25 protein-coding genes and 1 pseudogene are annotated in these 25351 nt (G+C 65.9%); 18 read left to right on the top strand and 8 right to left on the bottom strand.

What is annotated here, in order from left to right:
- Positions 1 to 114: 114 nt before the first annotated feature.
- The 5 genes from TY51_RS06850 (at position 115) to TY51_RS06830 (ending at position 4730) form a co-directional block, all read left to right on the top strand.
- Positions 115 to 978 carry a hypothetical protein gene (locus TY51_RS06850; protein WP_042247541.1) on the top strand — a complete coding sequence of 288 codons (864 nt, stop codon included), beginning with the start codon at positions 115 to 117 and terminating at the stop codon, positions 976 to 978.
- 1 nt (position 979) lies between these two features.
- Positions 980 to 1906 carry a homoserine O-succinyltransferase gene (gene metA, locus TY51_RS06845; RefSeq protein ID WP_042247538.1) on the top strand — a complete coding sequence of 309 codons (927 nt, stop codon included), beginning with the start codon at positions 980 to 982 and terminating at the stop codon, positions 1904 to 1906.
- 4 nt (positions 1907 to 1910) lie between these two features.
- The gene (ppk2, locus tag TY51_RS06840; protein ID WP_042247536.1) at positions 1911 to 2795 is read left to right on the top strand and encodes a polyphosphate kinase 2; all 885 of its coding nucleotides are present in this window, start codon (positions 1911 to 1913) and stop codon (positions 2793 to 2795) included.
- Between the two features lie 59 nt (positions 2796 to 2854).
- Positions 2855 to 3598, top strand: coding sequence for an SDR family oxidoreductase (locus TY51_RS06835; protein WP_042247534.1), 744 nt, complete (start codon positions 2855 to 2857; stop codon positions 3596 to 3598).
- 94 nt (positions 3599 to 3692) lie between these two features.
- On the top strand, positions 3693 to 4730 hold the full coding sequence (locus tag TY51_RS06830; protein WP_042247533.1) for an ABC transporter substrate-binding protein: 1038 nt from the start codon (positions 3693 to 3695) through the stop codon (positions 4728 to 4730).
- A 63-nt stretch (positions 4731 to 4793) separates the two neighbouring features.
- Here the strand turns inward: TY51_RS06830 and TY51_RS06825 are convergent, their stop codons facing one another.
- Together TY51_RS06825 and hppD are read right to left on the bottom strand one after the other, a co-directional pair.
- Entirely contained in the window at positions 4794 to 5147 is a 354-nt protein-coding gene (locus TY51_RS06825) for a Rieske 2Fe-2S domain-containing protein (RefSeq protein WP_042247531.1), read from the bottom strand.
- Between the two features lie 43 nt (positions 5148 to 5190).
- Complete coding sequence (hppD, locus tag TY51_RS06820; RefSeq protein WP_042247529.1) at positions 5191 to 6303, bottom strand: 4-hydroxyphenylpyruvate dioxygenase; 1113 nt, start codon at positions 6301 to 6303, stop codon at positions 5191 to 5193.
- Positions 6304 to 6431: 128 nt separating this feature from the next.
- Here hppD and TY51_RS06815 point away from each other — a divergent pair, with 128 nt between their 5' ends.
- The 3 genes from TY51_RS06815 (at position 6432) to metH (ending at position 10727) form a co-directional block, all read left to right on the top strand.
- Positions 6432 to 6884 (top strand): Lrp/AsnC family transcriptional regulator, encoded by a 453-nt coding sequence (locus TY51_RS06815; protein ID WP_042247527.1) that lies wholly within the window; start codon positions 6432 to 6434, stop codon positions 6882 to 6884.
- A gap of 95 nt (positions 6885 to 6979) precedes the next feature.
- On the top strand, positions 6980 to 8017 hold the full coding sequence (locus TY51_RS06810) for a homocysteine S-methyltransferase family protein (RefSeq protein WP_042247525.1): 1038 nt from the start codon (positions 6980 to 6982) through the stop codon (positions 8015 to 8017).
- The gene (gene metH, locus TY51_RS06805; RefSeq protein WP_042247524.1) at positions 8010 to 10727 is read left to right on the top strand and encodes a methionine synthase; all 2718 of its coding nucleotides are present in this window, start codon (positions 8010 to 8012) and stop codon (positions 10725 to 10727) included. Before TY51_RS06810 ends, metH begins: the two co-directional genes overlap by 8 nt.
- 33 nt (positions 10728 to 10760) lie before the next feature.
- Here the strand turns inward: metH and betA are convergent, their stop codons facing one another.
- The 3 genes from betA to betI are packed head-to-tail and all read right to left on the bottom strand — an operon-like array spanning position 10761 to position 14384.
- The gene (gene betA / locus TY51_RS06800; RefSeq protein ID WP_042247545.1) at positions 10761 to 12389 is read right to left on the bottom strand and encodes a choline dehydrogenase; all 1629 of its coding nucleotides are present in this window, start codon (positions 12387 to 12389) and stop codon (positions 10761 to 10763) included.
- Entirely contained in the window at positions 12376 to 13821 is a 1446-nt protein-coding gene (gene betB, locus TY51_RS06795; RefSeq protein WP_042247522.1) for a betaine-aldehyde dehydrogenase, read from the bottom strand. The genes betA and betB overlap by 14 nt, the downstream gene beginning before the upstream one ends.
- A complete protein-coding gene (gene betI / locus TY51_RS06790; RefSeq protein ID WP_042247520.1) occupies positions 13818 to 14384 on the bottom strand; it encodes a transcriptional regulator BetI in 567 nt (188 codons plus the stop codon). Before betI ends, betB begins: the two co-directional genes overlap by 4 nt.
- Before the next feature lie 87 nt (positions 14385 to 14471).
- Here betI and choX point away from each other — a divergent pair, with 87 nt between their 5' ends.
- From choX to choV, 3 genes are read left to right on the top strand one after another with little or no spacing between them, the layout of a single operon-like run.
- Positions 14472 to 15413: a choline ABC transporter substrate-binding protein gene (gene choX / locus TY51_RS06785; protein WP_042247518.1), complete on the top strand. Its 942-nt coding sequence runs from the start codon at positions 14472 to 14474 to the stop codon at positions 15411 to 15413.
- A gap of 55 nt (positions 15414 to 15468) precedes the next feature.
- A complete protein-coding gene (choW, locus tag TY51_RS06780) occupies positions 15469 to 16317 on the top strand; it encodes a choline ABC transporter permease subunit (protein WP_042247516.1) in 849 nt (282 codons plus the stop codon).
- Complete coding sequence (gene choV / locus TY51_RS06775) at positions 16314 to 17318, top strand: choline ABC transporter ATP-binding protein (protein ID WP_042247514.1); 1005 nt, start codon at positions 16314 to 16316, stop codon at positions 17316 to 17318. Before choW ends, choV begins: the two co-directional genes overlap by 4 nt.
- Here choV and TY51_RS06770 read toward each other — a convergent pair.
- A complete protein-coding gene (locus tag TY51_RS06770; RefSeq protein WP_042247512.1) occupies positions 17315 to 18091 on the bottom strand; it encodes an ABC transporter permease in 777 nt (258 codons plus the stop codon). The two genes, choV and TY51_RS06770, sit on opposite strands and share 4 nt — an antisense overlap.
- A gap of 469 nt (positions 18092 to 18560) precedes the next feature.
- Between TY51_RS06770 and TY51_RS06765 the strand changes: the two genes are divergently transcribed.
- The 3 genes from TY51_RS06765 (at position 18561) to TY51_RS06755 (ending at position 21702) form a co-directional block, all read left to right on the top strand.
- Positions 18561 to 19748 (top strand): sugar transporter, encoded by a 1188-nt coding sequence (locus tag TY51_RS06765; protein ID WP_231558945.1) that lies wholly within the window; start codon positions 18561 to 18563, stop codon positions 19746 to 19748.
- Positions 19745 to 20413: an ABC transporter ATP-binding protein gene (locus TY51_RS06760; RefSeq protein ID WP_042247510.1), complete on the top strand. Its 669-nt coding sequence runs from the start codon at positions 19745 to 19747 to the stop codon at positions 20411 to 20413. Before TY51_RS06765 ends, TY51_RS06760 begins: the two co-directional genes overlap by 4 nt.
- A 113-nt stretch (positions 20414 to 20526) precedes the next feature.
- Positions 20527 to 21702 (top strand): NAD-dependent epimerase/dehydratase family protein, encoded by a 1176-nt coding sequence (locus TY51_RS06755; RefSeq protein ID WP_042247509.1) that lies wholly within the window; start codon positions 20527 to 20529, stop codon positions 21700 to 21702.
- 38 nt (positions 21703 to 21740) lie between these two features.
- Here TY51_RS06755 and TY51_RS06750 read toward each other — a convergent pair whose 3' ends face one another.
- Both TY51_RS06750 and TY51_RS06745 read right to left on the bottom strand, forming a co-directional pair.
- Entirely contained in the window at positions 21741 to 22556 is an 816-nt protein-coding gene (locus tag TY51_RS06750; protein ID WP_042247507.1) for an alpha/beta fold hydrolase, read from the bottom strand.
- An 86-nt stretch (positions 22557 to 22642) separates the two neighbouring features.
- Positions 22643 to 23026 (bottom strand): DUF2147 domain-containing protein, encoded by a 384-nt coding sequence (locus tag TY51_RS06745; protein WP_042247505.1) that lies wholly within the window; start codon positions 23024 to 23026, stop codon positions 22643 to 22645.
- Positions 23027 to 23159: 133 nt separating this feature from the next.
- On the opposite strand from TY51_RS06745, the gene hisA reads away from it, so the two are divergent.
- The 4 genes and pseudogenes from hisA to TY51_RS06725 form a co-directional block, all read left to right on the top strand.
- Positions 23160 to 23876 (top strand): 1-(5-phosphoribosyl)-5-[(5-phosphoribosylamino)methylideneamino]imidazole-4-carboxamide isomerase, encoded by a 717-nt coding sequence (gene hisA, locus TY51_RS06740; protein ID WP_042247503.1) that lies wholly within the window; start codon positions 23160 to 23162, stop codon positions 23874 to 23876.
- A 56-nt stretch (positions 23877 to 23932) separates the two neighbouring features.
- On the top strand, positions 23933 to 24694 hold the full coding sequence (gene hisF, locus TY51_RS06735; protein WP_042247502.1) for an imidazole glycerol phosphate synthase subunit HisF: 762 nt from the start codon (positions 23933 to 23935) through the stop codon (positions 24692 to 24694).
- Positions 24691 to 25008 carry a phosphoribosyl-ATP diphosphatase gene (locus TY51_RS06730; protein WP_042247500.1) on the top strand — a complete coding sequence of 106 codons (318 nt, stop codon included), beginning with the start codon at positions 24691 to 24693 and terminating at the stop codon, positions 25006 to 25008. Before hisF ends, TY51_RS06730 begins: the two co-directional genes overlap by 4 nt.
- 107 nt (positions 25009 to 25115) lie before the next feature.
- Positions 25116 to 25351: pseudogene (locus TY51_RS06725) on the top strand (acetyl-CoA carboxylase, biotin carboxyl carrier protein); the annotation flags it as partial.

The raw sequence follows: 25351 nt of genomic DNA, 5'->3' as shown, positions 1-25351 counted from the left end.
GTCGCGGGACGCAATCCGCGGGGACAGACGCGCGGTGCTCCCCCACTGCCGCCCGCCTCTTTCCATGCCGCCCGCATGCGATTAGCTAGGGGCAAGGCAGGGAAAGGGCGTCGGATGATCTATGGCAGCGCAGATGAATGGCGGACCGCCGCAGGCAGCCGGGTCGTGCTGTTCGGCATGTCCGGCCTGGGCAAGACCTATCTGGCATCGATGCTGCGCGACACCGGCGACTGGTTTCACTACAGCGTCGATTACCGCATCGGCACGCGCTACATGGGCGAATACATCGCCGACAACTTCAAGCGCGAGGCGATGAAGGTGCCGTTCCTGCGCGAGTTGCTGATGTCGGACAGCGTGCATATTGCCAGCAACATCACCTTTGACAACCTGGCGCCGCTGTCCACCTATCTGGGCAAGCCGGGCAGCCCGTCGCGGGGGGGCCTGCCTTTCGACGACTATTGCCAGCGCCAGGACCAGCACCGCCGGGCCGAGATCGCGTCGCTGCTGGACACCCGCCACTTCATGGACCGCGCCCGCGACATCTATGGCACGCCGCATTTCGTCTGCGACAGCGGCGGGTCGATCTGTGAAGTCGTGGACCCTGAGGACCCCGATGACCCGGTGCTGACCGCCCTGTCGCGCGACCTTCTGCTGGTCTGGATCAAGGGAAGCGACGCCCATACGGCCGAACTGGTCCGCCGCTTCGACCGCGCGCCCAAGCCGATGTACTATCAGCCGCAATTCCTGGAACGTGCCTGGATCGCCTATCGCGTGGAAAAGGGGCTGGAGGCCGACCAGGTCAACCCCGACGACTTCATCCGCTGGACCTATGCCCGCGCGCTGGCGCATCGACAGCCGCGCTACGAGGCGATGGCCCGGCGCGGCGTCACCATCCTGGCCGAGGAGGTGGCGCAGATCCGCACGCCCGATGATTTCACCGACCTGATCGCGACCGCCATCGCGCGCAAGGATAGCTGACATGCCCATCACGTTGAACGAAAGTCTGCCCGCCTATCGCATCCTGTCCCAGGAAGGCGTGATGGTGATGTCGCCGGGCCGCGCCGCGACCCAGGACATCCGGCCCCTGCGCATCGCGCTGCTGAACCTGATGCCCAAGAAGATCCAGACCGAGAACCAGTTCGCCCGGCTGATCGGCGCGACGCCGCTGCAGATCGACTTTCAGCTGATCCGCATGTCGGACCACGAAAGCCGCAACACCGCCGCCGACCATCTGGAAAGCTTCTATCGCCCGTTCCGCGATGTCGAGGCCAGTGGAGAGAAGTTCGACGGGCTGGTCATCACCGGCGCGCCGATCGAGCATCTGCCGTTCCAGGACGTGACCTATTGGGAGGAACTGACCCGCGTCTTTGCCTGGACCCAGACCCATGTGCATTCGACCTTCGGCGTGTGTTGGGGCGGCATGGCGATGGCGGCGCATTTTCACGGCCTGCCCAAGCATCCCCTGCCCGCCAAGGCCTTCGGTTGCTTCCGCCACCAGAACCTGGCCCCGGCCTCGCCCTATCTGCGCGGGTTCTCGGACGAGGTGCTGGTCCCTGTCAGCCGCTGGACCGAGGTGCGCCAGGACGACGTCGATGCCCGCCCGGCGCTGACCACGCTGCTGTCCAGCACCGATGTCGGCCCCTGCCTGCTGGCCGATCCGGGGCACCGGGCGCTGTATGTGTTCAACCATTTCGAATACGACAGCACCACGCTCAAGGAGGAATACGACCGCGACGTGGCGGCGGGCAAGCCGGTCACCGTTCCCGCCAACTATTACCCCGAGGACGATCCGGCACGGCCGCCCGCGAACCGCTGGCGCAGCCACGCCCACCTGCTTTACGGTAACTGGATCAACGAGATCTATCAGACGACATGGTACGACATGTCGCGCATCGGAGAGGGCTGACGACATGGGCGCCGAACTGCCGGACCTGCCGCTGGTGGGCAAGATCACCGACTATCTGCGCGACGGCGCACCGGCGCCCATCCGCAAGTCGGTGGTCAAGTCGTCCTCCAAGGACATCCTGGACCCCGACTTCCCCTATCGCGTCGAACTGCCCAAGGCGGAATACGACCCGCATATGGCGGCGTTGCAGACGCAGCTGGTTCGCATGATGCATGACGTGATCGCCACCGGAAAACGGCTGGTCGTGCTGTTCGAGGGGCGCGACGCAGCCGGCAAGGGCGGCACCATCGAACGCGTGCGCGAGAACCTGAACCCCCGTTCCGCCAGCATCGTGGCCCTGCCCAAGCCGAACGAACGGGAGGCGGGCCAGTGGTATTTCCAGCGCTATGTCGACTGGTTGCCCGCCGCCGGAGATATCGCGCTGTTCGACCGAAGCTGGTACAACCGCGGCGTGGTGGAACGCGTCTTCGGCTTTTCGACCGACACGCAGCGGGCGGCGTTCTTTCGACAGCTGCCGGGGTTCGAACAGATGCTGGTCGATGACGGCATCATCCTGGTCAAGCTATGGCTGAACGTGGGACGTGCCGAACAGCTGCGCCGCTTTCTGGACCGCGAACAGGACCCGCTGAAGCAGTGGAAGCTGAGCGGCATCGACGTCGACGGGCTGGCACGGTGGGACGATTATACCGTGGCGATCCGCGACACGCTGGAACGGTCGCACACGCCGATCGTGCCATGGACCGTGATCCGGTCCGACGACAAGCGCCGCGCACGGATCGCCGCAATTCAGACCATCCTGAACGCCGTCGATTACGCCGGCAAGGACGTCGCCGCCATCGGCACCCGCGACCCGCTGATCGCGGGCGGACCGGACCTGCTGCGCGACTGATCTTGGCGCGCGCCCGTCCGCGTGCCAGAACCCGTCCGGAACATCCTTGGGAGGGGATCATGGATCTGTCGAACTGCCGTGCCGTCGTGACCGGGGGCGCATCGGGACTGGGTGCCGCCACCGCGGCGCATTTCCGCGACCTGGGGGCGCAGGTCACCGTGCTGGACCGCGACCCGGCGGGCGCCGAAGGCGCCGCCGCCATCGGCGCGCATTATGCCGTGACCGACGTCACCGACGAGGCCAGCGTGACCGCGGCGCTGGATCACGCGGTGGCACGGATGGGGGGCATCGATGTCTGCGTGAACTGCGCGGGTGTGGTGGTGGGCGAAAAGACCCTGGGTCGCGACGGGCCGCACCGGCTGGACAGCTTTCGCCGCACGATCGAGGTCAACCTGATCGGCAGCTTCAACGTGCTGCGGCTGGCTGCGGAACGCATGGCCGCGAACGGGCGTGCGCAGAACGGGGTCATTGTGAACACCGCCTCCATCGCGGCCTTTGACGGGCAGAAGGGTCAGGCGGCCTATGCCGCGTCCAAGGCCGCAATCGCGGGCATGACGCTGCCTTTGGCGCGCGATCTGGCGGGACAGGGCATCCGCGTCTGCGCCATCGCGCCCGGCATCTTTGGCACGCCCATGCTGAAGGGCCTGCCCGCCGAGGTCCAGGACAGCCTGGCGGCCGAGGTGACCTTTCCCAAGCGGCTTGGCGATCCGACCGAATTCGCGCGGACCTGCGCGTTCATCGTCCAGAACGACTATCTGAACGGAGAGACGATCCGCGTCGACGGCGCGTTGCGGATGCGCTAGGCACCCTGCCCATCACGGGCGCGCGAAACCCTTGCGCGCGCCCGCGGCCCGCCTTAGCGTTGTCGCAAATCCGACAACAGAGAGGCCAGTTTTCATGCGCTTGCTGACCACCACCATCCTGGCCGCGGCGGCCCTGCCCGCCTATGCCGCCGATCCCGAACTGACGGTTTTCGATTGGGCCGGGTTCGAGGAACCCTCGATCTTCCAGTCCTATGTCGACACGCATGGCGACAGCCCGACCTATGCCTTCTACGGCGATGACGACGAGGCGTTCCAGAAGGTCGCGTCGGGGTTCAAGGCGGACGTGATCCACCCCTGCAGCCAGATGGTCGGAAAGTACCGCGATGCTGGCCTGATCGAGCCGTGGGACACGTCGCGTATTCCGAACTTCGATCAGATCGAGGAGCGTTTTCTGGACAGCGAGGTGTTCCGCGACGACCAGGGCGTGTGGTTCATTCCGACTGACTGGGGCGCGACCGCCATCGCCTACAACACCGAGACCGTCCCGGCCGAGGACGTGGCCAGCCTGAGCGTGTTCACCAACCCGAAATACCAGAACCGCACATCGCTGCCCGACAGTTCGGACGATGTCTGGGCGCTGGCCTATCTGGCGACCGGGGTGACCGACTGGTCCGAAGTGACCGACGAACAGTTCGCCGCCGCCGCCGCCTGGCTGCGCGAGGCGCATGTGAACGTCGCGGCCTATTGGGCCGACCCGTCCGAGCAGGCCCAGCTTATGGCATCGGGCGCAGTGGACGTGGCTTGGTCGTGGAATGACGGCGTCGTCTATCTGCAGGGCGACAACTATCCGGTGGGCTTTCAGCGAGAGCCGGTCGAGGGGTCGTCGACCTTCTTCTGCGGCTATGTGAACGTCAAGGACGGTCCGGGCAGCGAAGACAAGGCCTATGACTTCATCAACGCCTGGCTGGAACCGTCGGCGGCCAAGGGGCTGCTGGACACGATCGGCTATGGCCATACCTCGGCCGAGGCGATGGCGACCATCGCGGGTGAGCCCGCCGTGGCCGAAGGCCTAGCCGACATCGACGCACCGGTCCTGGCCCAGACCCCCAACGACCCCGAGCTGCGCCAGCGCCAGCTGGCCGAGTTCGAGAAGATCAAGGCCGGGTTCTGATCGCGCAAGGCCGGGGGCTTCGCGCCGCCGGACCCCCGCGGGGTATTTCCGCAACGGAGACTGTCAAGGGGCGATCACGATGTGGTCGCCCTGCTGCATGATCGGCACCGGGTCCAGTCCGCATTCGGCACCGGCAATGACGTCGCCGGTCGACTTGTCGAAGCTAGCGCCATGGGCCGTGCACAAAAGCCTGCGTCCATCCGCGGACAGCAACGTGTCGCCGCGATAATTCAGTGGCAGGTACTGATGCGGGCAGGCATTCACGAAGGCGCGCAGCGCGTCGCCATCGCGCAGGACGATCATCGGAAATTTGCCCCGGTCGGTCGTGACGAACAGGGGATGGACACCGGTGATGTCGGCCACCGTGCAGATGCGCGTGCCGGGTGCCGGCGCGCTGCTGTAATCGGTCCAGGCCATGATGATCGGCGCGGCAGCCTCCCCGCCGCCGCGCCGCTCCTCCCTACTGGGCCGGGGTGGCGTCGAGGACGCCGCGCCGGATCTGGTCTTCCTCGATGGATTCGAACAGGGCGCGGAAATTGCCCTCTCCAAAGCCGTCATCGCCCTTGCGCTGGATGAACTCGAAGAAGATCGGACCGATCACCGTCTTGGAGAAGATCTGCAGCAGGATGCGGGTCTCTCCGCCGCCCACGACGCCTTCGCCGTCGATCAGGATGCCGCGGGCCTGCATGCGGTCCAGCGGTTCGTCGTGATCCTTCACGCGACGGTGCGACATCTCGTAATAGGTGTCGGGGGGGCCGGGCATGAACTGCATCCCGGCATCGGCGATCCTGTCGGTGCCCGCATAGATGTCGTTCGATGCGATGGCGATGTGCTGAATCCCCTCGCCCTTGTATTCGCGCAGGTATTCCTCGATCTGGCTGTGATCGTCGGTGGATTCGTTGATCGGGATACGGATCTTGCCGCAGGGCGACGTCAGCGCGCGGCTGACCAGCCCGGTCTGCTTGCCCTTGATGTCAAAGAACCGGATTTCGCGGAAGTTGAACGTGTCGTGGTAGAACTTGTACCACGTGTCCATGTTGCCGCGGATCACGTTATGGGTCAGGTGGTCCAGGTAGAAGAAACCGAACCCTTCGGGGCGCGGATCGGTCTCGCCCAGCCAGTCGTAATCTGCGTCATAGGCGCTGCCCGCATCGCCATAACGGTCGATGAAATACAGAAGCGAGCCGCCGATGCCCATAACCGCGGGCGCCTCGATCGACTTGCCGGGTCCGGTATATTCGGTCGCGCCCAGTGCCAGCGCGCGCTGCAAGGCGACCTGGGCGTCCACCACGCGCCAAGCCATGGCGGGGGCGCAGGGGCCGTGTTCGGCGACGAACGCTGCCGCGTGGCTGTCGGGTTCGGCGTTCAGCAGATAGTTGATGTCGCCCTGACGATACAGCGTGATCGCCTTGGTCTTGTGCGTGGCCACGGGGACGAACCCCATCTGGCGGAAGATGCGATCCAGCACGGCCTGGTCGGGATGGGCGTATTCGACGAATTCGAACCCGTCCGTCCCGGCGGGATTGGCGGCGCTGATCGTGGCCTTGGGGGCATCGTGGGGAAAGGGTCCCATGGCATTCCTCCTCATTGTTGGGGACATGATGCGCGTGGAGTGGCGCAATGTGCTTGCAAAGCAGGCCGTCCAGCGGTCAGAATTGAACGAAACGCGCGTGGATGGCGCAGATTACGCACGGAAGACGCATGGACCGGTTCGACAGTACAATTCTGACTGCCCTGCAGCGCGATGGCGCGTTAAGCAATGCGGCGCTGGCGCAGGTCGTGGGGCTGTCGGCCAGCCAGATTTCCCGCAGGCGTGCCGCACTGGAGGCTGCGGGGCTGATCGAGGGCTATGCCGCGCGCCTGTCGGCCGGCAAGCTGGGGCACGGGTTTCGCGCCGTGATCCGGGTGAACCTGCGCGGTCACGGTCAGGGGCGCGAGGACGAGTTCGCCCGCTTTGTGGCGGGACAGCCGATGATCCGGCAGGCGTTCTCGGTGTCCGGTGATGCCGATTACGTGCTGGACGTGCGCGCCCGCGACCTGGAGGCGTTTGCCGATTTCGTCCACCGCCACCTGCTGCCCCACCCCCAGGTGGCCCAGGTCCGCTCCGAGATCGTGCTGAAGACGCTGAAGGACGAAGGCGGCGTGCCGGTCTGACCATGCGCCGCGCTCATGATCTTGTCGAATACTATGAATTTGCCGATAGGACGCGGAACGCCTATATCACGGGCTTGAACCGAAAGGCCTGACCCATGTCCCTGCCCCCATCCCCCGCCTTCGCGGCCCTGAACAAGGCCGCATCCGAACGCATCCTGATCCTGGACGGTGCGATGGGCACGCAGATCCAGGCCCTGGGCCTGGGCGAGGATGACTATACCGGCCACGGGTCGGGCCATGTCTGCCGCCACCACACCGACCACCCCCAGCAGGGCAACAACGACCTGCTGATCCTGACCCAGCCCGAGGCGGTCGAGGAGATCCATTTCCGCTATGCGATGGCGGGCGCCGATATCGTGGAAACGAACACCTTTTCCGCGACCACAATCGCGCAGGCCGATTACGGGTTGCAGGACGCCGTCCACGACCTGAACGTCGAGGGCGCGCGCGTGGTGCGCCGTGCCTTGGATCGCGCCACGGCGCAGGATGGACGGCCCCGTTTCGTCGCAGGCGCCATAGGCCCGACGAACCGCACCGCATCCATGAGCCCGGACGTGAACGACCCCGGATACCGCGCCGTGAACTTCGAGGGGCTGCGCGCCGCCTATCTGCAGCAGGCCAAGGGCCTGATCGCAGGTGGCGCCGACATCCTGCTGATCGAGACGATCTTTGACACGCTGAACGCCAAGGCCGCGATCTTTGCCTGCATCCAGGCGATGGAGGATCACGGCCATCGTTTGCCGATGATGATCTCGGGCACCATCACGGACGCTTCGGGACGGACCCTGTCGGGACAGACGCCGACCGCGTTCTGGCATTCGGTGCGGCACGCGAACCCCTGGACCATCGGGCTGAACTGCGCGCTTGGCGCATCCGCCATGCGGCCGCATCTGGTCGAACTGTCGGGCGTGGCCGACACGCTGATCTGCGCCTATCCCAATGCGGGCCTGCCCAACGCCTTCGGCCAGTATGACGAAGGCCCCGACGACACCGCCCCCCAGGTCGCCGAATTCGCCCGCGCCGGTCTGGTCAACGTGGTCGGCGGCTGCTGCGGCACGACGCCCGACCATATCCGCGCCATCGCCGATGCCGTGGCCCCGTTCGCCCCCAGAAAGGTGCCCGCCTATGCCTGATCGTTACCTGCGCCTGTCGGGGCTGGAGCCCTTTGTGCTGACCCCCGACATTCCCTTCGTCAACATCGGCGAACGCACCAACGTCACCGGGTCCGCGCGTTTCCGCAAGTTGGTCAAGGAGCGCGACTATGCCACCGCGCTGGAGGTCGCCCGCGACCAGGTGGAAAACGGCGCCCAGATCATCGACATTAACATGGACGAGGGCCTGATCGATTCAAAGGCCGCGATGGTCGAATACCTGAACCTACTGGCGGCCGAACCCGACATCGCCCGCGTGCCGATCATGATCGACAGCAGCAAATGGGAGGTGATCGAGGCCGGCCTGCAATGCGTGCAGGGCAAGCCGGTCGTGAACTCGATCAGCATGAAGGAGGGCGAAGACCAGTTCCGCGAACAAGCGCGGCTGTGCCTGGCCTATGGCGCGGCCGTCGTGGTCATGGCCTTTGACGAGGACGGTCAGGCCGATACCTGCGCGCGCAAGATCCAGATCTGCGAGCGCGCCTATCGCATCCTGGTCGACGAGGTCGGTTTCCCGCCCGAGGACATCATCTTCGATCCCAACATCTTCGCCGTGGCGACGGGGATCGAAGAGCACAACAACTACGGCGTCGATTTCATCGAGGCCACGCGCTGGATCCGGCAGAACCTGCCCCATGCCCACGTGTCGGGCGGCGTGTCGAACCTGTCCTTCAGCTTTCGCGGCAACGAGCCGGTGCGCGAGGCGATGCATGCCGTGTTCCTGTACCACGCCATAAAGGCGGGCATGGACATGGGCATCGTCAATGCGGGCCAGCTGGCGGTTTATGACCAGATCGACCCCGACCTGCGCGAGGCGTGTGAGGACGTGGTCCTGAACCGCCGCCCCGACGGCACCGAACGCCTGCTGGAGATCGCCGAGCGGTTCCGCGGCGACGGCCAGGGGGCCAAGCGCGAAAAGGACCTGTCCTGGCGCGAATGGCCGCTGGACAAGCGTCTGGAACATGCGCTGGTCAACGGCATCACCGAATATATCGAAGCCGATACAGAGGAGGCCCGACAGCAGGCTGACCGCCCGCTGCATGTCATCGAAGGCCCGCTGATGGCGGGGATGAACGTGGTGGGCGATCTGTTCGGCGCGGGCAAGATGTTCCTGCCGCAGGTAGTGAAATCGGCCCGCGTGATGAAGCAGGCCGTGGCTGTTCTTCTGCCCTACATGGAGGAGGAAAAGCGTCTGTCCGGCGGGACGGAACGCGAGACCGCGGGCAAGATCCTGATGGCCACCGTCAAGGGGGACGTCCACGACATTGGCAAGAACATCGTCGGCGTCGTGCTGGCCTGCAACAACTTCGAGGTGATCGACCTGGGCGTGATGGTGCCCGCGCAGAAGATCCTGCAGGTGGCGCGCGACGAGAATGTCGACATCATCGGTCTGTCCGGCCTTATCACCCCGTCTTTGGACGAGATGGTGCATCTGGCCTCCGAGATGGAGCGTGAGGGGATGGATATTCCCCTGCTGATCGGCGGCGCGACCACGTCCAAGATCCACACGGCGGTCAAGATCTCGCCCAAGTACACGCGCGGTCAGGCGGTGTATGTGACCGATGCAAGCCGCGCCGTGGGGGTCGCATCAAGCCTGCTGTCGGACGACCGCAAGGCCGCCTATATCGACGAGATCCGCGCCGATTACGTCGCCGTGGCCGACAAGCACGAACGGTCCGAGGCGTCGAAATCCCGCCTGCCGCTGACCAAGGCGCGGGCCAACGCGCTGAAGATCGACTGGACCGGCTATCCGCCCGTCGCCCCGACCTTTACCGGCGCGCGGGTGATCGACGATTGGGACCTGGCCGAGATCGCGCGATACATCGACTGGACGCCGTTCTTCCAGACATGGGAGCTGAAGGGCGTCTATCCCCGCATCCTGGACGACGAAAAGCAGGGCGAGGCAGCCCGCCAGTTGTTCGCCGAGGCGCAGGAGATGCTGGCCCGCATCATCGACGGCCAGTGGTTCAAGCCGCGCGCCGTGGTGGGCTTCTGGCCCGCCAACGCGGTGGGTGACGACATCCGCCTGTTCACCGGCGACGATCGGGCCGAGACGCTCGCCATGCTGCACACCCTGCGCCAGCAGGTCACAAAGCGCGGCGACAGGCCCAACGTGGCGCTGTCGGATTTCGTGGCCCCTGAGGGCATTGCGGATCATGTCGGCGGTTTCGTCGTGACGGCGGGCCCCGAGGAGTCCGAGATCTCGGCCCGCTATGAACGCGCCAACGACGATTACGGCGCGATCATGGTCAAGGCGCTGGCCGACCGCTTTGCCGAGGCGATGGCCGAGATGCTGCACGAACGCGTGCGGCGCGAGTACTGGGGTTATGCCAAGGACGAGACTTTTACGCCCGAGGAGCTGGCGGCCGAGCCCTACAAGGGCATCCGCCCCGCGCCTGGATACCCGGCCCAGCCCGACCATACCGAAAAGCTGACCCTGTTCAGTCTGCTGGACGCAGAGGCCGCGACGGGCGTGACCCTGACGGAAAGCATGGCGATGTGGCCGGGGTCGTCGGTGTCGGGCCTCTATATCGGGCATCCGGACAGCTATTACTTTGGCGTCGCCAAGATCGAGGAGGATCAGGCCCGCGATTACGCCGCGCGCAAGGGTTGGACTTTGGACGAGGCCGAACGCTGGCTGGCCCCCGTCCTGAACTATACCAAGCGTCAGGCAGCGGCCGACGCGGCATGATAAAAGGCCCGCATCGCTGCGGGCCTTTTTTGGTCAGGCCCGCAGCATCTGGCGGCCCAGGATATGATCGGCGGCCTTTTCGCCGGTCATGATCGACGGGCCGTTCAGGTTGCCATTGGTGATGCGCGGAAAGATCGAACTGTCCGCGACACGCAGCCCCTCGACCCCGATCACCCGCAGTTCCGGGTCCACGACAGCATCCGGGTCGCTGGCAGCCCCCATCCGCGCCGTGCCGCAGGGGTGATAGGCCGATTCCGCGTGCTCGCGGATGAACGCATCGATCTGTTCGTCCGTCTGCACATCGTCGCCGGGCTGGATTTCGTCGCCGCGATATTCCTTGAACGCGGGCGCGTCAAAGATGCGGCGTGTGTGGCGGACGCAGGCGCGAAACTCCTCCCAGTCTTCGGGCTGGGACATATAGTTGAAGCGGATTTCGGGCGCCACAGACGGGTCGCCCGATGCCAGCCGGATCGTGCCACGCGATTTCGACCGCATCGGACCGACATGGGCCTGGAAGCCGTGCCCCTTGGCCGCCGACTTGCCGTCGTACCGCACGGCCAGCGGCAGGAAGTGGTACTGGATGTCGGGATAGTCCTTGGCATCCGACGACCGGATGAAGCCGCAGCTTTCGAACTGGTTCGACGCGCCGAGACCGGTCTTTTGCAGCAGCCATTCGACTCCCACCCGGCCTTTGCCCAGCAGGTTGTAATAGGTGTACAGCGTCACCGGCTTCAGCGACTTGTACTGCATGTAGATCTCAAGGTGATCCTGCAGGTTGCCGCCCACGCCCGGACGATCCGCCAGCGGCGTGATCCCGTGTTCGCGCAGGTGATCCGCCGGCCCGATGCCCGACAGCATCAGCAGCTTGGGCGTGTTGATGGTGCTGGCCGAGATGATGACCTCGCGCGTCGCATGAACCGCCTCGACCTTGCCATTCCGTTCGATTTCAACGCCGTAGGCCCGATTTCCTTGAAACAGGATGCGGTTCGCAAGCCCGCGCACGACCGTCAGCAGACCGGTCTTTTTGGCAGGCCGCAGATAGGCATTGGCGGCGGACCAGCGGCGGCCCTTCCAGATGGTGGCCTCCATCGGGCCAAAGCCCTCCTGCTGGGTGCCGTTGTAATCGTCCGTGCGCGGCCAGCCGGCCTGATGGCCCGCCTCGATGAAGGTGTTGAACAGCGGGTTCCTGCGCTTGCCGCGGGTGATGTGCAGCGGACCGCCGGTGCCGCGCACAGGCGACGTGCCGCCGTGCCACGTCTCCATCCGCTTGAAATAGGGCAGCACGCCGGCATAGTCCCAGCCATCGGCGCCGCTGTCGGCCCAGTGCTGAAAATCCTTGGGGTTGCCGCGCACGAAGACCATGCCGTTGATCGACGACGACCCGCCGATGACCTTGCCGCGCGGCGTCGCCAGCTTGCGCCCACCCAAATGCGATTCGGGCTGACTGGCAAAGCCCCAGTCATAGCGGCTCATGTTCATCGGATAGGACAGCGCGCCCGGCATCTGGATGAAGGGGCCAATATCGCTGCCGCCGAATTCGATCATCGTGACGGTCCGCCCGGCCTCGGTCAGGCGATAGGCCAGCGCACAACCGGCGCTGCCTGCGCCGATGATGACGTAATCCGCGTCCTTGGCGGCTTTCGGCAGATCAGTACGGTGCATCGACGCCTCCCATGCCCACATAGACGGATTTCAGCTGCGAATAATGCTCAATCGCGGCAGCGGAGTTTTCGCGGCCCAGACCCGACATCTTGACGCCGCCAAAGGGCATCTCGACCGGGGTCAGGTTGTAGGTGTTGATCCAGCACGTCCCGGCCTCCAGCGCCGCGATGACGCGATGGGCGCGCGTCAGGTCCTGGGTGAACACGCCTGCGGCCAGGCCGAAGCCGGTGCCGTTGGCGCGGGCAATCACCTCGTCCTCGTCGGCAAAGCTCAGCGCGGTCATGACCGGGCCGAAAATCTCGTCCGTCGCGATGGTCATGTCGTCGGTCGCGTCGGCAAAGACGGTGGGCGGGATGAACGGCCCCTCGCCCTCTCCACCGCAGACCAGCCGCGCGCCCGAGGCCTGTCCGGCGCGGATCGCGGTGCGGATCTTCTCGGCTTGGGCCGCATTGATGATCGGGCCGTGGTTGGTGTCGGGGTCCAGCGGGTCGCCCATGCGGACCGCCTTCACGCGCTCGGCCAGGCGGGCCAGGAAGTCTTCCTTGATGCCCTCCTGCAGGAACACGCGCGTGCCGTTGGAACAGATCTGCCCCGAACTGTAGAAGTTCGCCAGGATCGCGGCGCTGACGGCGTCCTCCAGATTCGCGTCGTCAAAAACGATCAGGGGCGACTTGCCACCCAGCTCCATCGTGACATGGCGCATCCCTTCGGCGGCGGCGGCATAGACGCGGCGGCCGGTTGGGACCGATCCAGTCAGCGAAACCTTGGCCACGTGCGGATCGGTGACCAGCGCGGCACCGACTTCTCCGCGGCCCTGGACCACGTTGAAGACGCCCGGCGGCATCCCGGCCTCAATGAAGATTTCCGCCAGTTTCAGGGCACCTAGCGGCGTTTCCTCGGATGGTTTGAAGACCATCGTGTTGCCCATGACCAGCGCGGGCGCGGCCTTCCAGCAGGCGATCTGGCTGGGATAGTTCCACGCTCCGATGCCCGCGCAGACACCCAAGGCCTCGCGCCTTGTATAGGCCCAGTCCGCGCCCAAGGGGATCATCTGACCGGTCAGCGTCGCCGCCAGACCCGCGAAATACTCCAGCGCAGCGGCGCCCGACGGCCAGTCCGCCACCAGCGTCTCCTGGATCGGCTTGCCGGTATCCAAGGTCTCCAGTCGCGCCAGTTCGTCGTTGCGCTGAAGGATGATCGCGGCGGCGCGACCCAGGATACGCCCCCGTTCGACAGGCGCCATCGCGGCCCATGCGGGTTGGGCAGCCTTTGCCGCGGCGCAGGCTTGCGCCACCTGGTCGGTGGACGCCTCCTTCAGAGTGGCGATCGTCTCGCCGGTCAGCGCATAGCGGACGGGCAGGTCGGCGCCCTGCCCCTCGACCGGCTTGCCGCCGATGAACAGGGATGCGGTGGGTTGTGCGGAAAGGCTCATGCAAGGGCCTCCTTCAGATAGGTCATGATGGTGTTCAGCGCCACGTCGGCATCGGTCGGACCGGGGGTCAGGACCGCGCGCAGATAGACGCCGTCGATCAGCGCACCCAATGTCTCGGCTGTGCGCTCGGGATGGTCGGTCAGCCCGCGCAGCGCCACGATCAGGTTCGAATGCAGCCGGCGGTGATAGACGCGCAACAGGCGCGCAGCCTCGGGAGAGTTCAGGGCAAGTGCGTAAAAGTTGAGCCACGCACTGACCGTCTCTCGCTGAAAGTTCTGCGGCGCAAAGCTGGCATGGACGATCGCGTCCAGACGGCCCCGCGCGCCACGCCCCGGCAGGCGGTCATGGACCGATTGTCCGTAGCTGCGCAGGATATAGCGCATCGCCGCCAGGAAGATCTGGTCCTTGGACCCGAAGTAATGATGCGCCAGCGCCGGCGACATGCCGGCACGCTTGGCGATCTGTGCGACGGTGACGTCCAGCGACCCTGCGCGACCCACTTCGAAGATCGCGGCATTGATCAGCGCTGCTTTTCGGATAGGCTCGGCCCCGAGTTTCGGCATGATTGCACCTGCGGCGGAAGATTTCTGTTGCGTTGCCGTTTCCATGTAACGTTAATTGACTGAACAATCAAGAATAGGGAGCCCACCATGACCCTTTCCCGCATCCTCGCGGTCCTTGCGATGACGCCCGCGCTGGCACTGCCCGCCGCCGCGCAGGAACCCGACAGCTGTCGAGAGGTGGTGTTTTCCGACGTGGGCTGGTCCGACATCACCGCGACGACGGCCATCGCGTCGACCGTCCTGCAGGCCCTGGGCTATGAGACCGAGACCCGCATCCTGTCGGTGCCTGTCACCTACACCGCGCTGTCGACCGACGATGTCGACGTGTTCCTGGGCAACTGGATGCCGACGATGGAGGCCGACATCGCCCCCTATCGCGACGCGGGCACGGTCGACACGGTGCGCACCAACCTGACCGGCGCGAAATACACGCTGGCCACGAACAAGGCCGGGGCCGACCTTGGCATTGCCGATTTCGCCGACATCGCCGCGCAGAGCGAGGCGTTGGACGGCAAGATCTATGGCATCGAGCCGGGCAACGACGGCAACCGCTTGCTGCTGGAGATGGTGGCGATGGACCAGTTCGACCTGGGCACCTTCGAGGTCGTCGAATCCAGCGAACAGGGCATGCTGGCCCAGGTCCAGCGCGCCACCAATAGCGAAGAGCCGGTGATCTTCCTGGGGTGGGAGCCCCATCCCATGAACGCCCAGTTCGAGATGACCTATCTGACCGGCGGGGACGAGATCTTTGGCCCCGACCTGGGCGGTGCCGAGGTGCGGACCAACACCCGCGCGGGCTATGTCGCGGAATGCGCGAACGTTGGCACGTTCCTGACCAACCTGGAGTTCACCCTGGCGATGGAGAACGAGGTCATGGGCGCGATCCTGAACGACGGTCAGGACCCGATGGACGCCGCCCGCGCCTGGCTGGCGGCCAATCCGGACGCCGCGACCCCCTGGCTGGTCGACGTGACCACCGCCGACGGCAACGACCCGCAGACCGCGCTGACCGACGCGCTGGCGCAGTGACCCCCCGCCCCGGCGCGGTGACGCCGGGGTTCCCAACGTTGCAGAGGGTGCAGGCATGGAACAGCTGACCGCATGGGTCACCGACACCAAGATCCCGGTGGGACGGACCGCGAAATCGGTCTTCGACTGGCTGAACGCCAATGCGGCCGGGCTGTTCGATGCGATCTCGACCGCGATGGAGGCGCTGATCGACGCCATCCTGACCGGGCTTCAGGCGCCCAACCCGTTCCTGTTCATCGCGCTGGCGATGGCCCTGACCTGGGCGTTGCAGCGGCGGTTGGGCACCTGCCTGCTGGTGATGTTCGGGCTGCTGTTCGTGCTGAACCAGGGCTACTGGTCGGAAATGATGCAGTCGCTGACGCTGGTTCTTTCGGCCTGCATCGTCTGCATGGCGGTCGGTGTGCCCATCGGCATCGCCTGCGCGCACCGGCCCCGACTGTACGCCTGGATGCGGCCGGTTCTGGACCTGATGCAGACGCTGCCGACCTTCGTCTATCTGATTCCGGCCATCGTGTTCTTTGGCATCGGCATGGTGCCGGGGCTGCTGGCGACCGTGATCTTCGTTCTGCCCGCGCCGATCCGGCTGACGCAACTGGGCATCGCGTCCACCCCGCCAGCGCTGGTCGAGGCCGCGACCGCCTTCGGCGCCACCCCCCGCCAGCTGCTGTGGAAGGTCGAGCTGCCGAGCGCCCTGCCCCAGATCATGGCCGGGCTGAACCAGACCATCATGCTGTCGCTGTCGATGGTGGTCATCGCTGCGCTGGTCGGCGCATCGGGGCTGGGCGTCCCGGTCGTGCGGGCGCTGAACAGCGTCAACACCGCACTGGGTTTCGAATCGGGCATGGTGATCGTCGTCGTCGCCATCCTGCTGGACCGGATGCTGCGCATGGAGGGCCGCAAATGAACGCCGTCGAATTCGACCGGGTCTGCATCGTCTTCGGCGATCACCCCGACCGCGCCCTGCCCCTGATGGACGAGGGTCTGGACCGCGGCCCCATCAAGTCCGAGACCGGTCAGGTTCTGGGTGTCCACGATTGCAGCCTGTCTGTCGCCGACGGAGAGATCCTGGTCCTGATGGGCCTGTCGGGGTCCGGAAAATCGACGCTGCTGCGGGCGGTGAATGCCCTGAACCCCGTCTGCCGCGGAGAGGTGCGCATCAAGCGCGGCGGCCAGATGGTCAGCGTGACCGCCGCGGGCCACCGCGCCCTGCGTGACATCCGCCTGCGCGACGTGGCGATGGTGTTCCAGGCCTTCGGCCTGCTGCCGTGGCGGACGGTGCGTGACAATGTCGGGCTGGGGCTGGAGCTTGCGGGCATGTCGCAGGCCGAACGGCGCACCAAGATCGACGGCCATCTGGCGACGGTGGGCCTGTCGGAATGGGCCGATCGCAAGGTAGGCGAACTGTCCGGCGGCATGCAGCAGCGCGTGGGCCTGGCCCGCGCCTTTGCGACCGAGGCGCCGATCCTGCTGATGGACGAACCCTTCAGCGCGCTGGACCCGCTGATCCGCGCCCGCCTACAGGACGAGTTGCTGGAGCTGCAGGCCAAGACCGGCCGCACGATCATCTTTGTCAGCCACGACCTGGACGAGGCGTTCAAGCTGGGCAACCGCATCGCCTTGATGGAGGGGGGCCGCATCGTCCAGATCGGCACCGCGCGCGAGATCATCGCCAACCCGATCAACGATTACGTCGCCGATTTCGTGGCCCACATGAACCCGCTTGGCGTGCTGACCGCCGAGGATGTGGCCGAACCCGGCACCGCAGAGGGCGATCCCGTCCCCCGTGACATGCCGGTGCGTGCGGTCATGGGCCTGCTTGCGCAAAGGTCCGCCCTGCCGGTTCAGGGCGGCGGGCGCATCACCCAAGCTGCGGTGCTGGCGCGCCTGATCGACCCGCAGGGCTAGCTGTTCTGCAGGTCGCGGTGATACCGGACCAGCAGCGCCAGCCCTAGCGCGAACAGGCCCAGTCCCAGCCCGAAGACATAGGTATAGCTGACATAGTCGCCCGCATATTGCGGATAGAACGCGCGACGCATCTGCCCGATCACGTGGATCAGCGGGTTCCACCACAGCCAGTCCTGATAGGGCTGCGGCACGTCGTCGAACATGAAGAAGATGCAGGACAGCAGGAAGAACGGCTTCATGAAGATGCCCCACAGCGGCTGCCACCAGCTGACGGCCTCGAACAGAAAGCAGTTCATGACGCCGATGGCCGACCCCGTCAGGATCATCATCGCCAGGCCGATCACGATCAGATCCATCTGTGGATCGGTCCGCGTCTCGGATGTCAGCATGATCGTGGTGAAGATCACGGTGGCCACCATCACTTGGGTCACCGCATTGAAGACAATCCGCCCCAGAAGCGCATCCATGAAGGTGACCGCAGGATAGGACAGAAGCGCCATGGAATAGCGCACCGACGACGCGACCTTGCTCGAGATGTCCATGTAGCCCAGGAACGGCACCATCCCGGTCGCATAGAACATCGCAAAGCTAGTCCCGATGGGCGGCTGCGCGAAGGTTATGGAAAAGATCAGCGTCAGCAGCACGATCCCGCCCGCGGGTTCGGCGATCGCCCAGAAATATCCCCCGGAGGCGCGGCCATTGCTGGTCTGCACCTCGCGCAGCACCAGCGCGGTGATGGCGCGCAGGCTGGCAAAGCTGCGATGTTTGCGCACCTCCTTGAGGACGCGCGGACCTGTGGGGTCGTCCGGCTCTGAGGCAGAGGGGCGGCGGGCGGGCCGTGTCGAGGCGTGTTGGTCTGGGACATGCGGATCACGGATGGCGCCGGGGGCGCGTTTGCGCTGCTCACGATCCTGGCAACGGATCGGTGCTGGAACTGTTCTTCGCGCTTATGTATGACGGCGCCAGCAAGATCAACAAGGCAGGCGGGGTAAGCGCATGTCCGCCCAGGACTCGAATTCCGGACCCCACACGAATACGACCCCCGGTGCAGCCGCACCGCAGGCCGGTCCCCAACCACCCGCACCGGGCCAGGCGCCTGCCCAAGGTCAGCCCGCACAGGGTCCCGCCGCAGGTCAGCCGCCCCGCCCCCAAGGCGCCGGCGCAGGCGCGGGCCAGCCACGTCCGCAAGGACAGCAGGGAGGCCAGGTTGCCCACCGTCCGGGACAGGGTCCGGGCCAGCAGGTGATCCGCCCCGGGCAGCACAACCCGCAGATGCAGGCCCGCATCCAGGCGGCGATGCAGCAGCCCGTGCTGCCCCCGGCCAGCCCGGCGCGCCTGCATCGGCGCCATTACGGCATGGCGATCAGTTTTGTGGTGCTGGTGATCATCCCGGTCCTGCTGAGCGCGATGTACATCTATACCCGCGCGTCGGACCAGTACGCGTCCTATTTCGGCTTTTCGGTCCGCAGCGAATCCGCGCCCAGCCCGACGGACGTCCTGGGCGGGCTTGGCTCGCTGGTGGGGGTCACCTCCAGCTCGACCAGTGACACCGACATCCTCTACAAGTTCATCCAGAGCCGCGACCTGGTCGAGCGGGTCAATGCCCGGATCGACCTGCGCGAGGTCTGGTCCAAGGCGCCTGGCGACCCGATCTTCGGTTTCCGCGGCGGCGCCTCGCTGGAAGATCTGGTGGACGAGTGGGAGCGCAAGGTCCGCATCCATTACGACGCCGGAATGATCGACCTGCGGGTTCTGGCCTTTGACGCCAACGACGCCCAGACCATCGCCAACGCGATCCTGGACGAGGGTGGCATCCTGATCAACCAGTTGAACGACATCGCCCGCGAAGATTCCTTGCGCTATGCCCGCGACGAGCTGGAGCGGGCGCAGGACCGCCTGCGCGAGGCCCGCCAGGAGGTGACCGAGTTCCGCAACCGCTATCAGCTGGTGGACCCCGTAGCCGATGTGCAGGGACAGATCGGCGTCGTCACCTCGCTGCAGCAGCAGCTTGCGGAACAGCTGGTCGGTCTTGGCCTGCTGCAGGCCAACGCGCAGCCCGAAGACCCCCGGATCGGCCAAGCCGAGCTGCGCATCCAAGTCATCCGCGACCAGATCGAGGCCGAACGCCAGAAGTTCGGATCGACCGGCGGAGAGGAAGCGCTGTCCGACGTCGTGGGCCAGTTCGAGATCCTGACCGTCGACCGCCAGTTCGCCGAAGCCAGCTATACCGCGGCCCTTGCCGGGTTCGAGACCGCGCGCGCCGAGGCCGTCCGCCAGTCCCGCTATCTGGCCCCCTACATCCGCCCGACCCTGGCGCAGGAGGCCGAGTTCCCCGAACGCGCCAAGCTGCTGCTGATGATTGCCGGGTTCCTGATGGTGCTGTGGGTGATCGGCAGCCTGATCTTCTACAGCCTGCGCGATCGCCGATGATCTATCTGCAGAACCTCTGCAAGACCTACACGCTGAACGGCAAGCACAAGGTGGTGGCCGACGACATCACCGCGATCTTTCCGTCCGGCGTGTCGGTCGCGCTGCTGGGCCGCAACGGCGCGGGCAAGTCGTCACTGTTGCGGATGATCTCCGGGGCGATGCTGCCGTCATCGGGAAAGGTGCTGTCCACAGGAACGATCAGCTGGCCGGTGGGCTTTGCCGGGTCGTTCAGCGGAGAGTTGACCGGCGAACAGAACTGCCGGTTCGTCGCGCGCATCTATGGCGTCGACACCGAGGAGCTGCTGTATTTCGTCGAGGATTTCGCCGAGTTGGGCGACCATTTCAAGCTGCCGATCCGCACCTATTCCTCGGGGATGCGGTCGCGGCTGGCGTTCGGCCTGTCGATGGCGGTGCCCTTCGACACCTATCTGGTGGACGAGGTCTCAGCCGTGGGCGATGCGGCGTTCCGTACCAAGTCCAACCGCGTGTTCAACGAACGCATGTCGAATGCCGGGGCCATCGTGGTGGCGCATTCCATGGGGATGCTGCGGGAAACCTGCCATGCGGGCGCCGTGCTGGAACAGGGCAAGCTGACCTTTTATCCTGACCTGGACGAGGCCATCGCCGCGCATATGGCCAACATGCAGCAGGCCCAGACAGGCTGATTGCCGCCGGTTTTGTGACATGCAGATGACGCAACCTCTGCGGGGGTGGCGTTTGCATGCGCGCCTCGATATTGATTTGAATGAATTTGGCACAGCGTTCAGCAAGGCACATCATGAAGATCATCGTTATGGGCGGAGACGGTTTCTGCGGCTGGCCCACGGCCCTGCACCTGTCCGCCCGCGGTCACGACGTCGTGATCGTCGACAACCTCTCGCGTCGCAAGATTGATGTCGAGTTGGAGGTTGCCTCGCTGACGCCGATCCGCCCGTTGGGCGAGCGCGTCCGGGCATGGGCCGAACTGACCGGCAACCACATCCGGACCGAGGATCTGACCGTGGGTCAGGACTATGACCGGCTGCTGGCACTGCTGGATCGCGAACGGCCCGATGCGATCATCCATTTCGCCGAACAGCGCGCCGCGCCCTATTCGATGAAATCGGCGCGCCACAAGCGGTACACCGTGAACAACAACCTGAATGCGACGCATGACGTCCTGGCCGCGATCGTCGAATCGGGCCAGGACATCCATCTGGTGCACTTGGGTACGATGGGCGTCTATGGCTATGGCACCGCGGGCATGAAGATCCCCGAAGGCTATCTGGACGTCACCGTGCAGACCGCCCAAGGGCCCCATGACCAGCAGATCCTGTACCCGGCCAATCCGGGCAGCATCTATCACATGACCAAGACCCAGGACGCGCTGTTCTTCTTCTATTACAACAAGAATGACCGCCTGCGGATCACCGACCTGCACCAAGGCATCGTGTGGGGTACGCAGACGGCCGAGACGCATATGGACGAACGGTTGATCAACCGGTTCGATTACGACGGCGATTACGGCACGGTGCTGAACCGGTTCCTGATGCAGGCGGCCATCGGCTATCCGATGACGGTGCATGGGACGGGCGGACAGACGCGGGCCTTCATCCATATACAGGACACCTGCCGCTGTATCGAACTGGCCGTCGCAAACCCGCCCAAGCGCGGCGACCGGGTGCAGATCCTGAACCAGATGACTGAAACCCACCGCGTCCGTGACTTGGCAAAGATGATCTCGGACCGTACAGGAACAGAGGTGGCGTTCCTGAAGAACCCTCGCAACGAGGCGGACGAAAACGACCTCCATGTCGTCAACGACAGCTTCCTGGGGCTTGGCCTGAAGCCAATCACCTTGGCCGAAGGGCTGTTGTCCGAAGTCCGCGACATCGCGCGGAAATATTCCGACCGCTGCGACCGCGACAAGATCCCCTGCGTGTCGCAGTGGCGCGCGGCACAGGCCGCCGAATAGGAATGGTGGGGGCGGAACGCCCGCCCCCACCCGCCAGATCAGGCCAGAAACGCCTTTAGGTCGTCCAGCAGACGCTCGCCATGCGTGGCGGCCAGTCCATGCGGGGCGTTATCGTATTCGATCAGCTGTGCTGACGGCACCATCTTGGCCATGCGGTGCGCGGTGGCGGCGATGGGTACGACCTTGTCGGCGGTGCCATGCACGACCAGCGTCGGCAGGGTGATCTGCGCCACGTCGGCGGTGAAATCGGTCATGCCGAACGCCGTCACGCATTCCAGCGTCGCGCGCGGGCTGGCCATCAGGGCCATGCCTTGCGTCCAGTCCAGCACCCCTTGGCTGACGCCGCCCAGAAGGCCCTGACCATAGAATTGCTTGGCGAAATCCTGCAGGAAGGCCGGACGGTCCTTGCGCAGCCCGTCACGCATCCCCTCGAACAGATCGGCAGGGGCTCCGTCCGGATTGGCGTCCGATTTCAGCAGGCCCGGCGCAACCGAGGCGATGAAGCCCAATCGGCTGACACCCTTTGCGCCATGGCGCGAGACATAGCGGGCGACCTCTCCGCCACCCATCGAAAAGCCGATGATGGCCGCATCGGTCAGGTCAAGACCATCGATCACCGCGGCCAGATCGTCCGACAGCGTGTCGTAATCGTACCCATCCCACGGCTGTTCTGACCGGCCAAAGCCGCGGCGGTCATAGCTGATGACGCGGTATCCAGCCTCTGCCAAGCCCACGGCCTGCGTCTCCCAGCTGTCGGCGGTCAGGGGCCAGCCGTGGATCAGGACGACTGGGCGGCCCTGCCCCCAGTCCTTTACGTAAAGCTGGGTGCCGTCTTTCGCGGAAATCATCGGCATGGTGCGCTCCTTTGGCAATGGTCTGCCGGGAAAACGCACCGGGGGCGATGCAGGTTCGCCCGCCCCCGATCACGGTTCTGTAGGTGCTACTGCACCCGCACCCAGGTCTGGCTGCTGCACAGCAACCCGCCGGCGATGCAGCCGGACAGGCTCATCCGGTCGCCCGCGACGGCGGCCTTGCCGGCATAGATCTTGTCGTTGGACGGACGCCACACGCGGCCCGCATAGTCGCCGCCGCCCTGGGGTGCCATGTCGATGACGATCTGGCGACCCAGGTTGGGCGACTGGTATTCGGCGGTGTCCCGGTACGTCCGGGTGATGGTGCCGCAGAACGCGCCGCCGCAGGGGGCGACGGTGACATGGGCGAACGCGCCCTCGTCGGGCTGGGTCTGCCAGACCCCTTCGATCGGGTCGGCGCTGGCCGCCCCTGCTGCCAGCGCGAACGTGGCGGCCAGTATGATGTGACGCATGGGTCCCTCCTCCTCAGGATGCGATCAGATTGCGCGGCCCGCCCCCGTCCGGGCAAGCATGACGTCAGGTCCCTTGCCGTTCCCGCCCGCCCCGTGGCAAAGGAGGCGCAACCCTGAAGACCGGAGCAGCCCCATGATCCTCTATCCCGCCATCGACCTGAAGGACGGCAACTGCGTGCGCCTGCTGCGCGGCGACATGGATGCGGCGACCGTGTTCGGCACCGACCCCGCGGCACAGGCCCGCGCGTTCCAGGATGCCGGCGCCGAATGGCTGCACCTGGTCGACCTGAACGGCGCCTTCGAGGGCAAGCCCGTGAACGCCGCCGCGGTCGAGGCGATCCTGGCTGCGACCGACATCCCGACCCAGCTGGGCGGCGGAATCCGCGACATGGCGACCATCGAATCCTGGCTGGACCGCGGCCTGACCCGCGTGATCCTGGGCACCGTCGCGGTCGAGAACCCCGACCTGGTGCGCGAGGCCGCCGAGGCCTTTCCCGGCCGGATCGCTGTCGGCATCGATGCCCGCGCCGGGCGCGTCGCCACGCGGGGCTGGGCCACCGAGACGGACGTGAACGCCACCGAACTGGCCCGCCGGTTCCAGGACGCGGGCGTCGCCGCGATCATCTATACCGACATCGACCGCGACGGCGCGATGGGGGGCCCGAACATCCACGCGACCGAGGCGCTGGCCCGCGCCGTCACCATCCCGGTGATCGCCTCAGGCGGGGTGTCGTCGCTGGCCGACCTTCAGGCGCTGGCGGACACGCAGGTGATCGCGGGCGCCATTTCCGGGCGGGCGCTGTATGACGGCGCGCTGGACCTGCGTCAGGCGCTGGCCGCGCTGGCCTGAACCCCGACGCTGCGCTAGAACCCAGGGCTGAACAGCCCCAGCCAAAGGCATCGACAATGCTCAAGACCCGGATCATCCCCTGCCTGGACGTCGCCGACGGTCGCGTGGTCAAGGGCGTGAACTTCGTCGACCTGATCGACGCGGGAGACCCGGTCGAGGCCGCGCGCGCCTATGACTCCGCCGGCGCCGACGAGATCTGTTTCCTGGACATCCACGCGACGCATGAAAACCGCGGCACCATGTTCGATCTGGTGACCCGCACGGCGGAACAGTGCTTTGTGCCCCTGACCGTGGGTGGCGGCGTGCGGACGCATAACGACGTGCGCGCCCTGCTGTTGGCGGGGGCCGACAAGGTCAGCTTCAATTCCGCCGCCGTCGCCGATCCCGACGTGGTGGCCGCGGCTGCGGACCGGTTCGGCAGCCAGTGCATCGTCGTGGCGATCGACGCCAAGACAGTCGCCGACGGCCGGTGGGAGATCTTTACCCATGGCGGTCGCAAACCCACGGGCATAGACGCCGTCGAATTCGCGCGGCTGGTCGAATCCAAGGGTGCGGGAGAGATCCTGCTGACCTCGATGGACCGCGACGGCACGCGGTCGGGGTTCAACCTGCCCCTGACGCGGGCGATTGCAGATGCGGTGAACGTGCCGGTCATCGCGTCGGGCGGGGTCGGCACGCTGGACCATCTGGTCGAAGGCGTCACCGAAGGCCATGCCAGCGCCGTGCTGGCCGCCAGCATCTTCCATTTCGGCACCCACACCATCAGTGAGGCCAAGGCCCACATGGCCGCGGCCGGCATCCCCATGAGGCTGACATGACCGCCCTGCACCGCCTGGCGGCAACCGTCCAGGCCCGCAAGACCGCCGACCCCGACGGCAGCTGGACCGCGAAGCTGCTGGCAAAAGGCCCCGAAAAATGCGCCGAGAAGTTCGGCGAGGAGGCCATCGAGGCGATCATCGAGGCCATCAAGGGCGACCGCGACCGCCTGACCGCCGAGGCCGCCGACGTGATCTTTCACCTGCTGGTCATGCTGGCCGCGCGCGACGTCACGCTGGACGACGTCGAGGCGGAGCTGACGCGGCGCGAAGGCATGTCGGGTCTGGCCGAAAAGGCGGCGCGTCCCGGCGCCTGAGCGCGCAAAGCGCGACGGGACCCTTCCCCTTGGGCAGGCACAAGGGCTATAAGCCCTGCAATCGCCGCGCGTGGACGCGGCCCGACCAGAACACGTCAGAGGATGGCATGAGCAACGATTCCCACCACGACAAGCATCACGAGGGCGACGTGGCCTTCATCCGCTCGCTGGCCGAGCTGCTGAACTCCAGCGAACTGAATGAGATTCAGGTCAAGCGCGAATACGGCGAGCATGACCGCCTGACGGTCAGCCTGACCAAGCAGGGCAAGCAGGTCGTCTATGCCCAGGGCCCCGCCCAGCAGGCCGCCCCCGCCCCGCAGGCGGCCCCCGCGGCATCCGCCCC

It is taken from the genome of Paracoccus sp. PAMC 22219 (genome assembly GCF_000787695.1).
Lineage (GTDB): Bacteria > Pseudomonadota > Alphaproteobacteria > Rhodobacterales > Rhodobacteraceae > Paracoccus.
This window is presented reverse-complemented; position numbering and strand designations above follow the sequence as displayed.

What these genes read in the sequence shown, in the direction of transcription:
- TY51_RS06745 (WP_042247505.1), bottom strand. Translation starts at nt 23,026, where the DNA reads ATGCGTCACATCATACTGGCCGCCACGTTCGCGCTGGCAGCAGGGGCG.
- choV (WP_042247514.1), top strand. Translation starts at nt 16,314, where the DNA reads ATGAACGCCGTCGAATTCGACCGGGTCTGCATCGTCTTCGGCGATCAC.
- hisA (WP_042247503.1), top strand. Translation starts at nt 23,160, where the DNA reads ATGATCCTCTATCCCGCCATCGACCTGAAGGACGGCAACTGCGTGCGC.
- TY51_RS06810 (WP_042247525.1), top strand. Translation starts at nt 6,980, where the DNA reads ATGTCCCTGCCCCCATCCCCCGCCTTCGCGGCCCTGAACAAGGCCGCA.
- TY51_RS06850 (WP_042247541.1), top strand. Translation starts at nt 115, where the DNA reads ATGATCTATGGCAGCGCAGATGAATGGCGGACCGCCGCAGGCAGCCGG.
- TY51_RS06815 (WP_042247527.1), top strand. Translation starts at nt 6,432, where the DNA reads ATGGACCGGTTCGACAGTACAATTCTGACTGCCCTGCAGCGCGATGGC.
- hisF (WP_042247502.1), top strand. Translation starts at nt 23,933, where the DNA reads ATGCTCAAGACCCGGATCATCCCCTGCCTGGACGTCGCCGACGGTCGC.
- TY51_RS06830 (WP_042247533.1), top strand. Translation starts at nt 3,693, where the DNA reads ATGCGCTTGCTGACCACCACCATCCTGGCCGCGGCGGCCCTGCCCGCC.
- ppk2 (WP_042247536.1), top strand. Translation starts at nt 1,911, where the DNA reads ATGGGCGCCGAACTGCCGGACCTGCCGCTGGTGGGCAAGATCACCGAC.
- TY51_RS06760 (WP_042247510.1), top strand. Translation starts at nt 19,745, where the DNA reads ATGATCTATCTGCAGAACCTCTGCAAGACCTACACGCTGAACGGCAAG.
- betA (WP_042247545.1), bottom strand. Translation starts at nt 12,389, where the DNA reads ATGCACCGTACTGATCTGCCGAAAGCCGCCAAGGACGCGGATTACGTC.
- metA (WP_042247538.1), top strand. Translation starts at nt 980, where the DNA reads ATGCCCATCACGTTGAACGAAAGTCTGCCCGCCTATCGCATCCTGTCC.
- choW (WP_042247516.1), top strand. Translation starts at nt 15,469, where the DNA reads ATGGAACAGCTGACCGCATGGGTCACCGACACCAAGATCCCGGTGGGA.
- betI (WP_042247520.1), bottom strand. Translation starts at nt 14,384, where the DNA reads ATGCCGAAACTCGGGGCCGAGCCTATCCGAAAAGCAGCGCTGATCAAT.
- TY51_RS06750 (WP_042247507.1), bottom strand. Translation starts at nt 22,556, where the DNA reads ATGCCGATGATTTCCGCGAAAGACGGCACCCAGCTTTACGTAAAGGAC.
- choX (WP_042247518.1), top strand. Translation starts at nt 14,472, where the DNA reads ATGACCCTTTCCCGCATCCTCGCGGTCCTTGCGATGACGCCCGCGCTG.
- metH (WP_042247524.1), top strand. Translation starts at nt 8,010, where the DNA reads ATGCCTGATCGTTACCTGCGCCTGTCGGGGCTGGAGCCCTTTGTGCTG.
- TY51_RS06825 (WP_042247531.1), bottom strand. Translation starts at nt 5,147, where the DNA reads ATGGCCTGGACCGATTACAGCAGCGCGCCGGCACCCGGCACGCGCATC.
- TY51_RS06755 (WP_042247509.1), top strand. Translation starts at nt 20,527, where the DNA reads ATGAAGATCATCGTTATGGGCGGAGACGGTTTCTGCGGCTGGCCCACG.
- hppD (WP_042247529.1), bottom strand. Translation starts at nt 6,303, where the DNA reads ATGGGACCCTTTCCCCACGATGCCCCCAAGGCCACGATCAGCGCCGCC.
- TY51_RS06730 (WP_042247500.1), top strand. Translation starts at nt 24,691, where the DNA reads ATGACCGCCCTGCACCGCCTGGCGGCAACCGTCCAGGCCCGCAAGACC.
- TY51_RS06835 (WP_042247534.1), top strand. Translation starts at nt 2,855, where the DNA reads ATGGATCTGTCGAACTGCCGTGCCGTCGTGACCGGGGGCGCATCGGGA.
- betB (WP_042247522.1), bottom strand. Translation starts at nt 13,821, where the DNA reads ATGAGCCTTTCCGCACAACCCACCGCATCCCTGTTCATCGGCGGCAAG.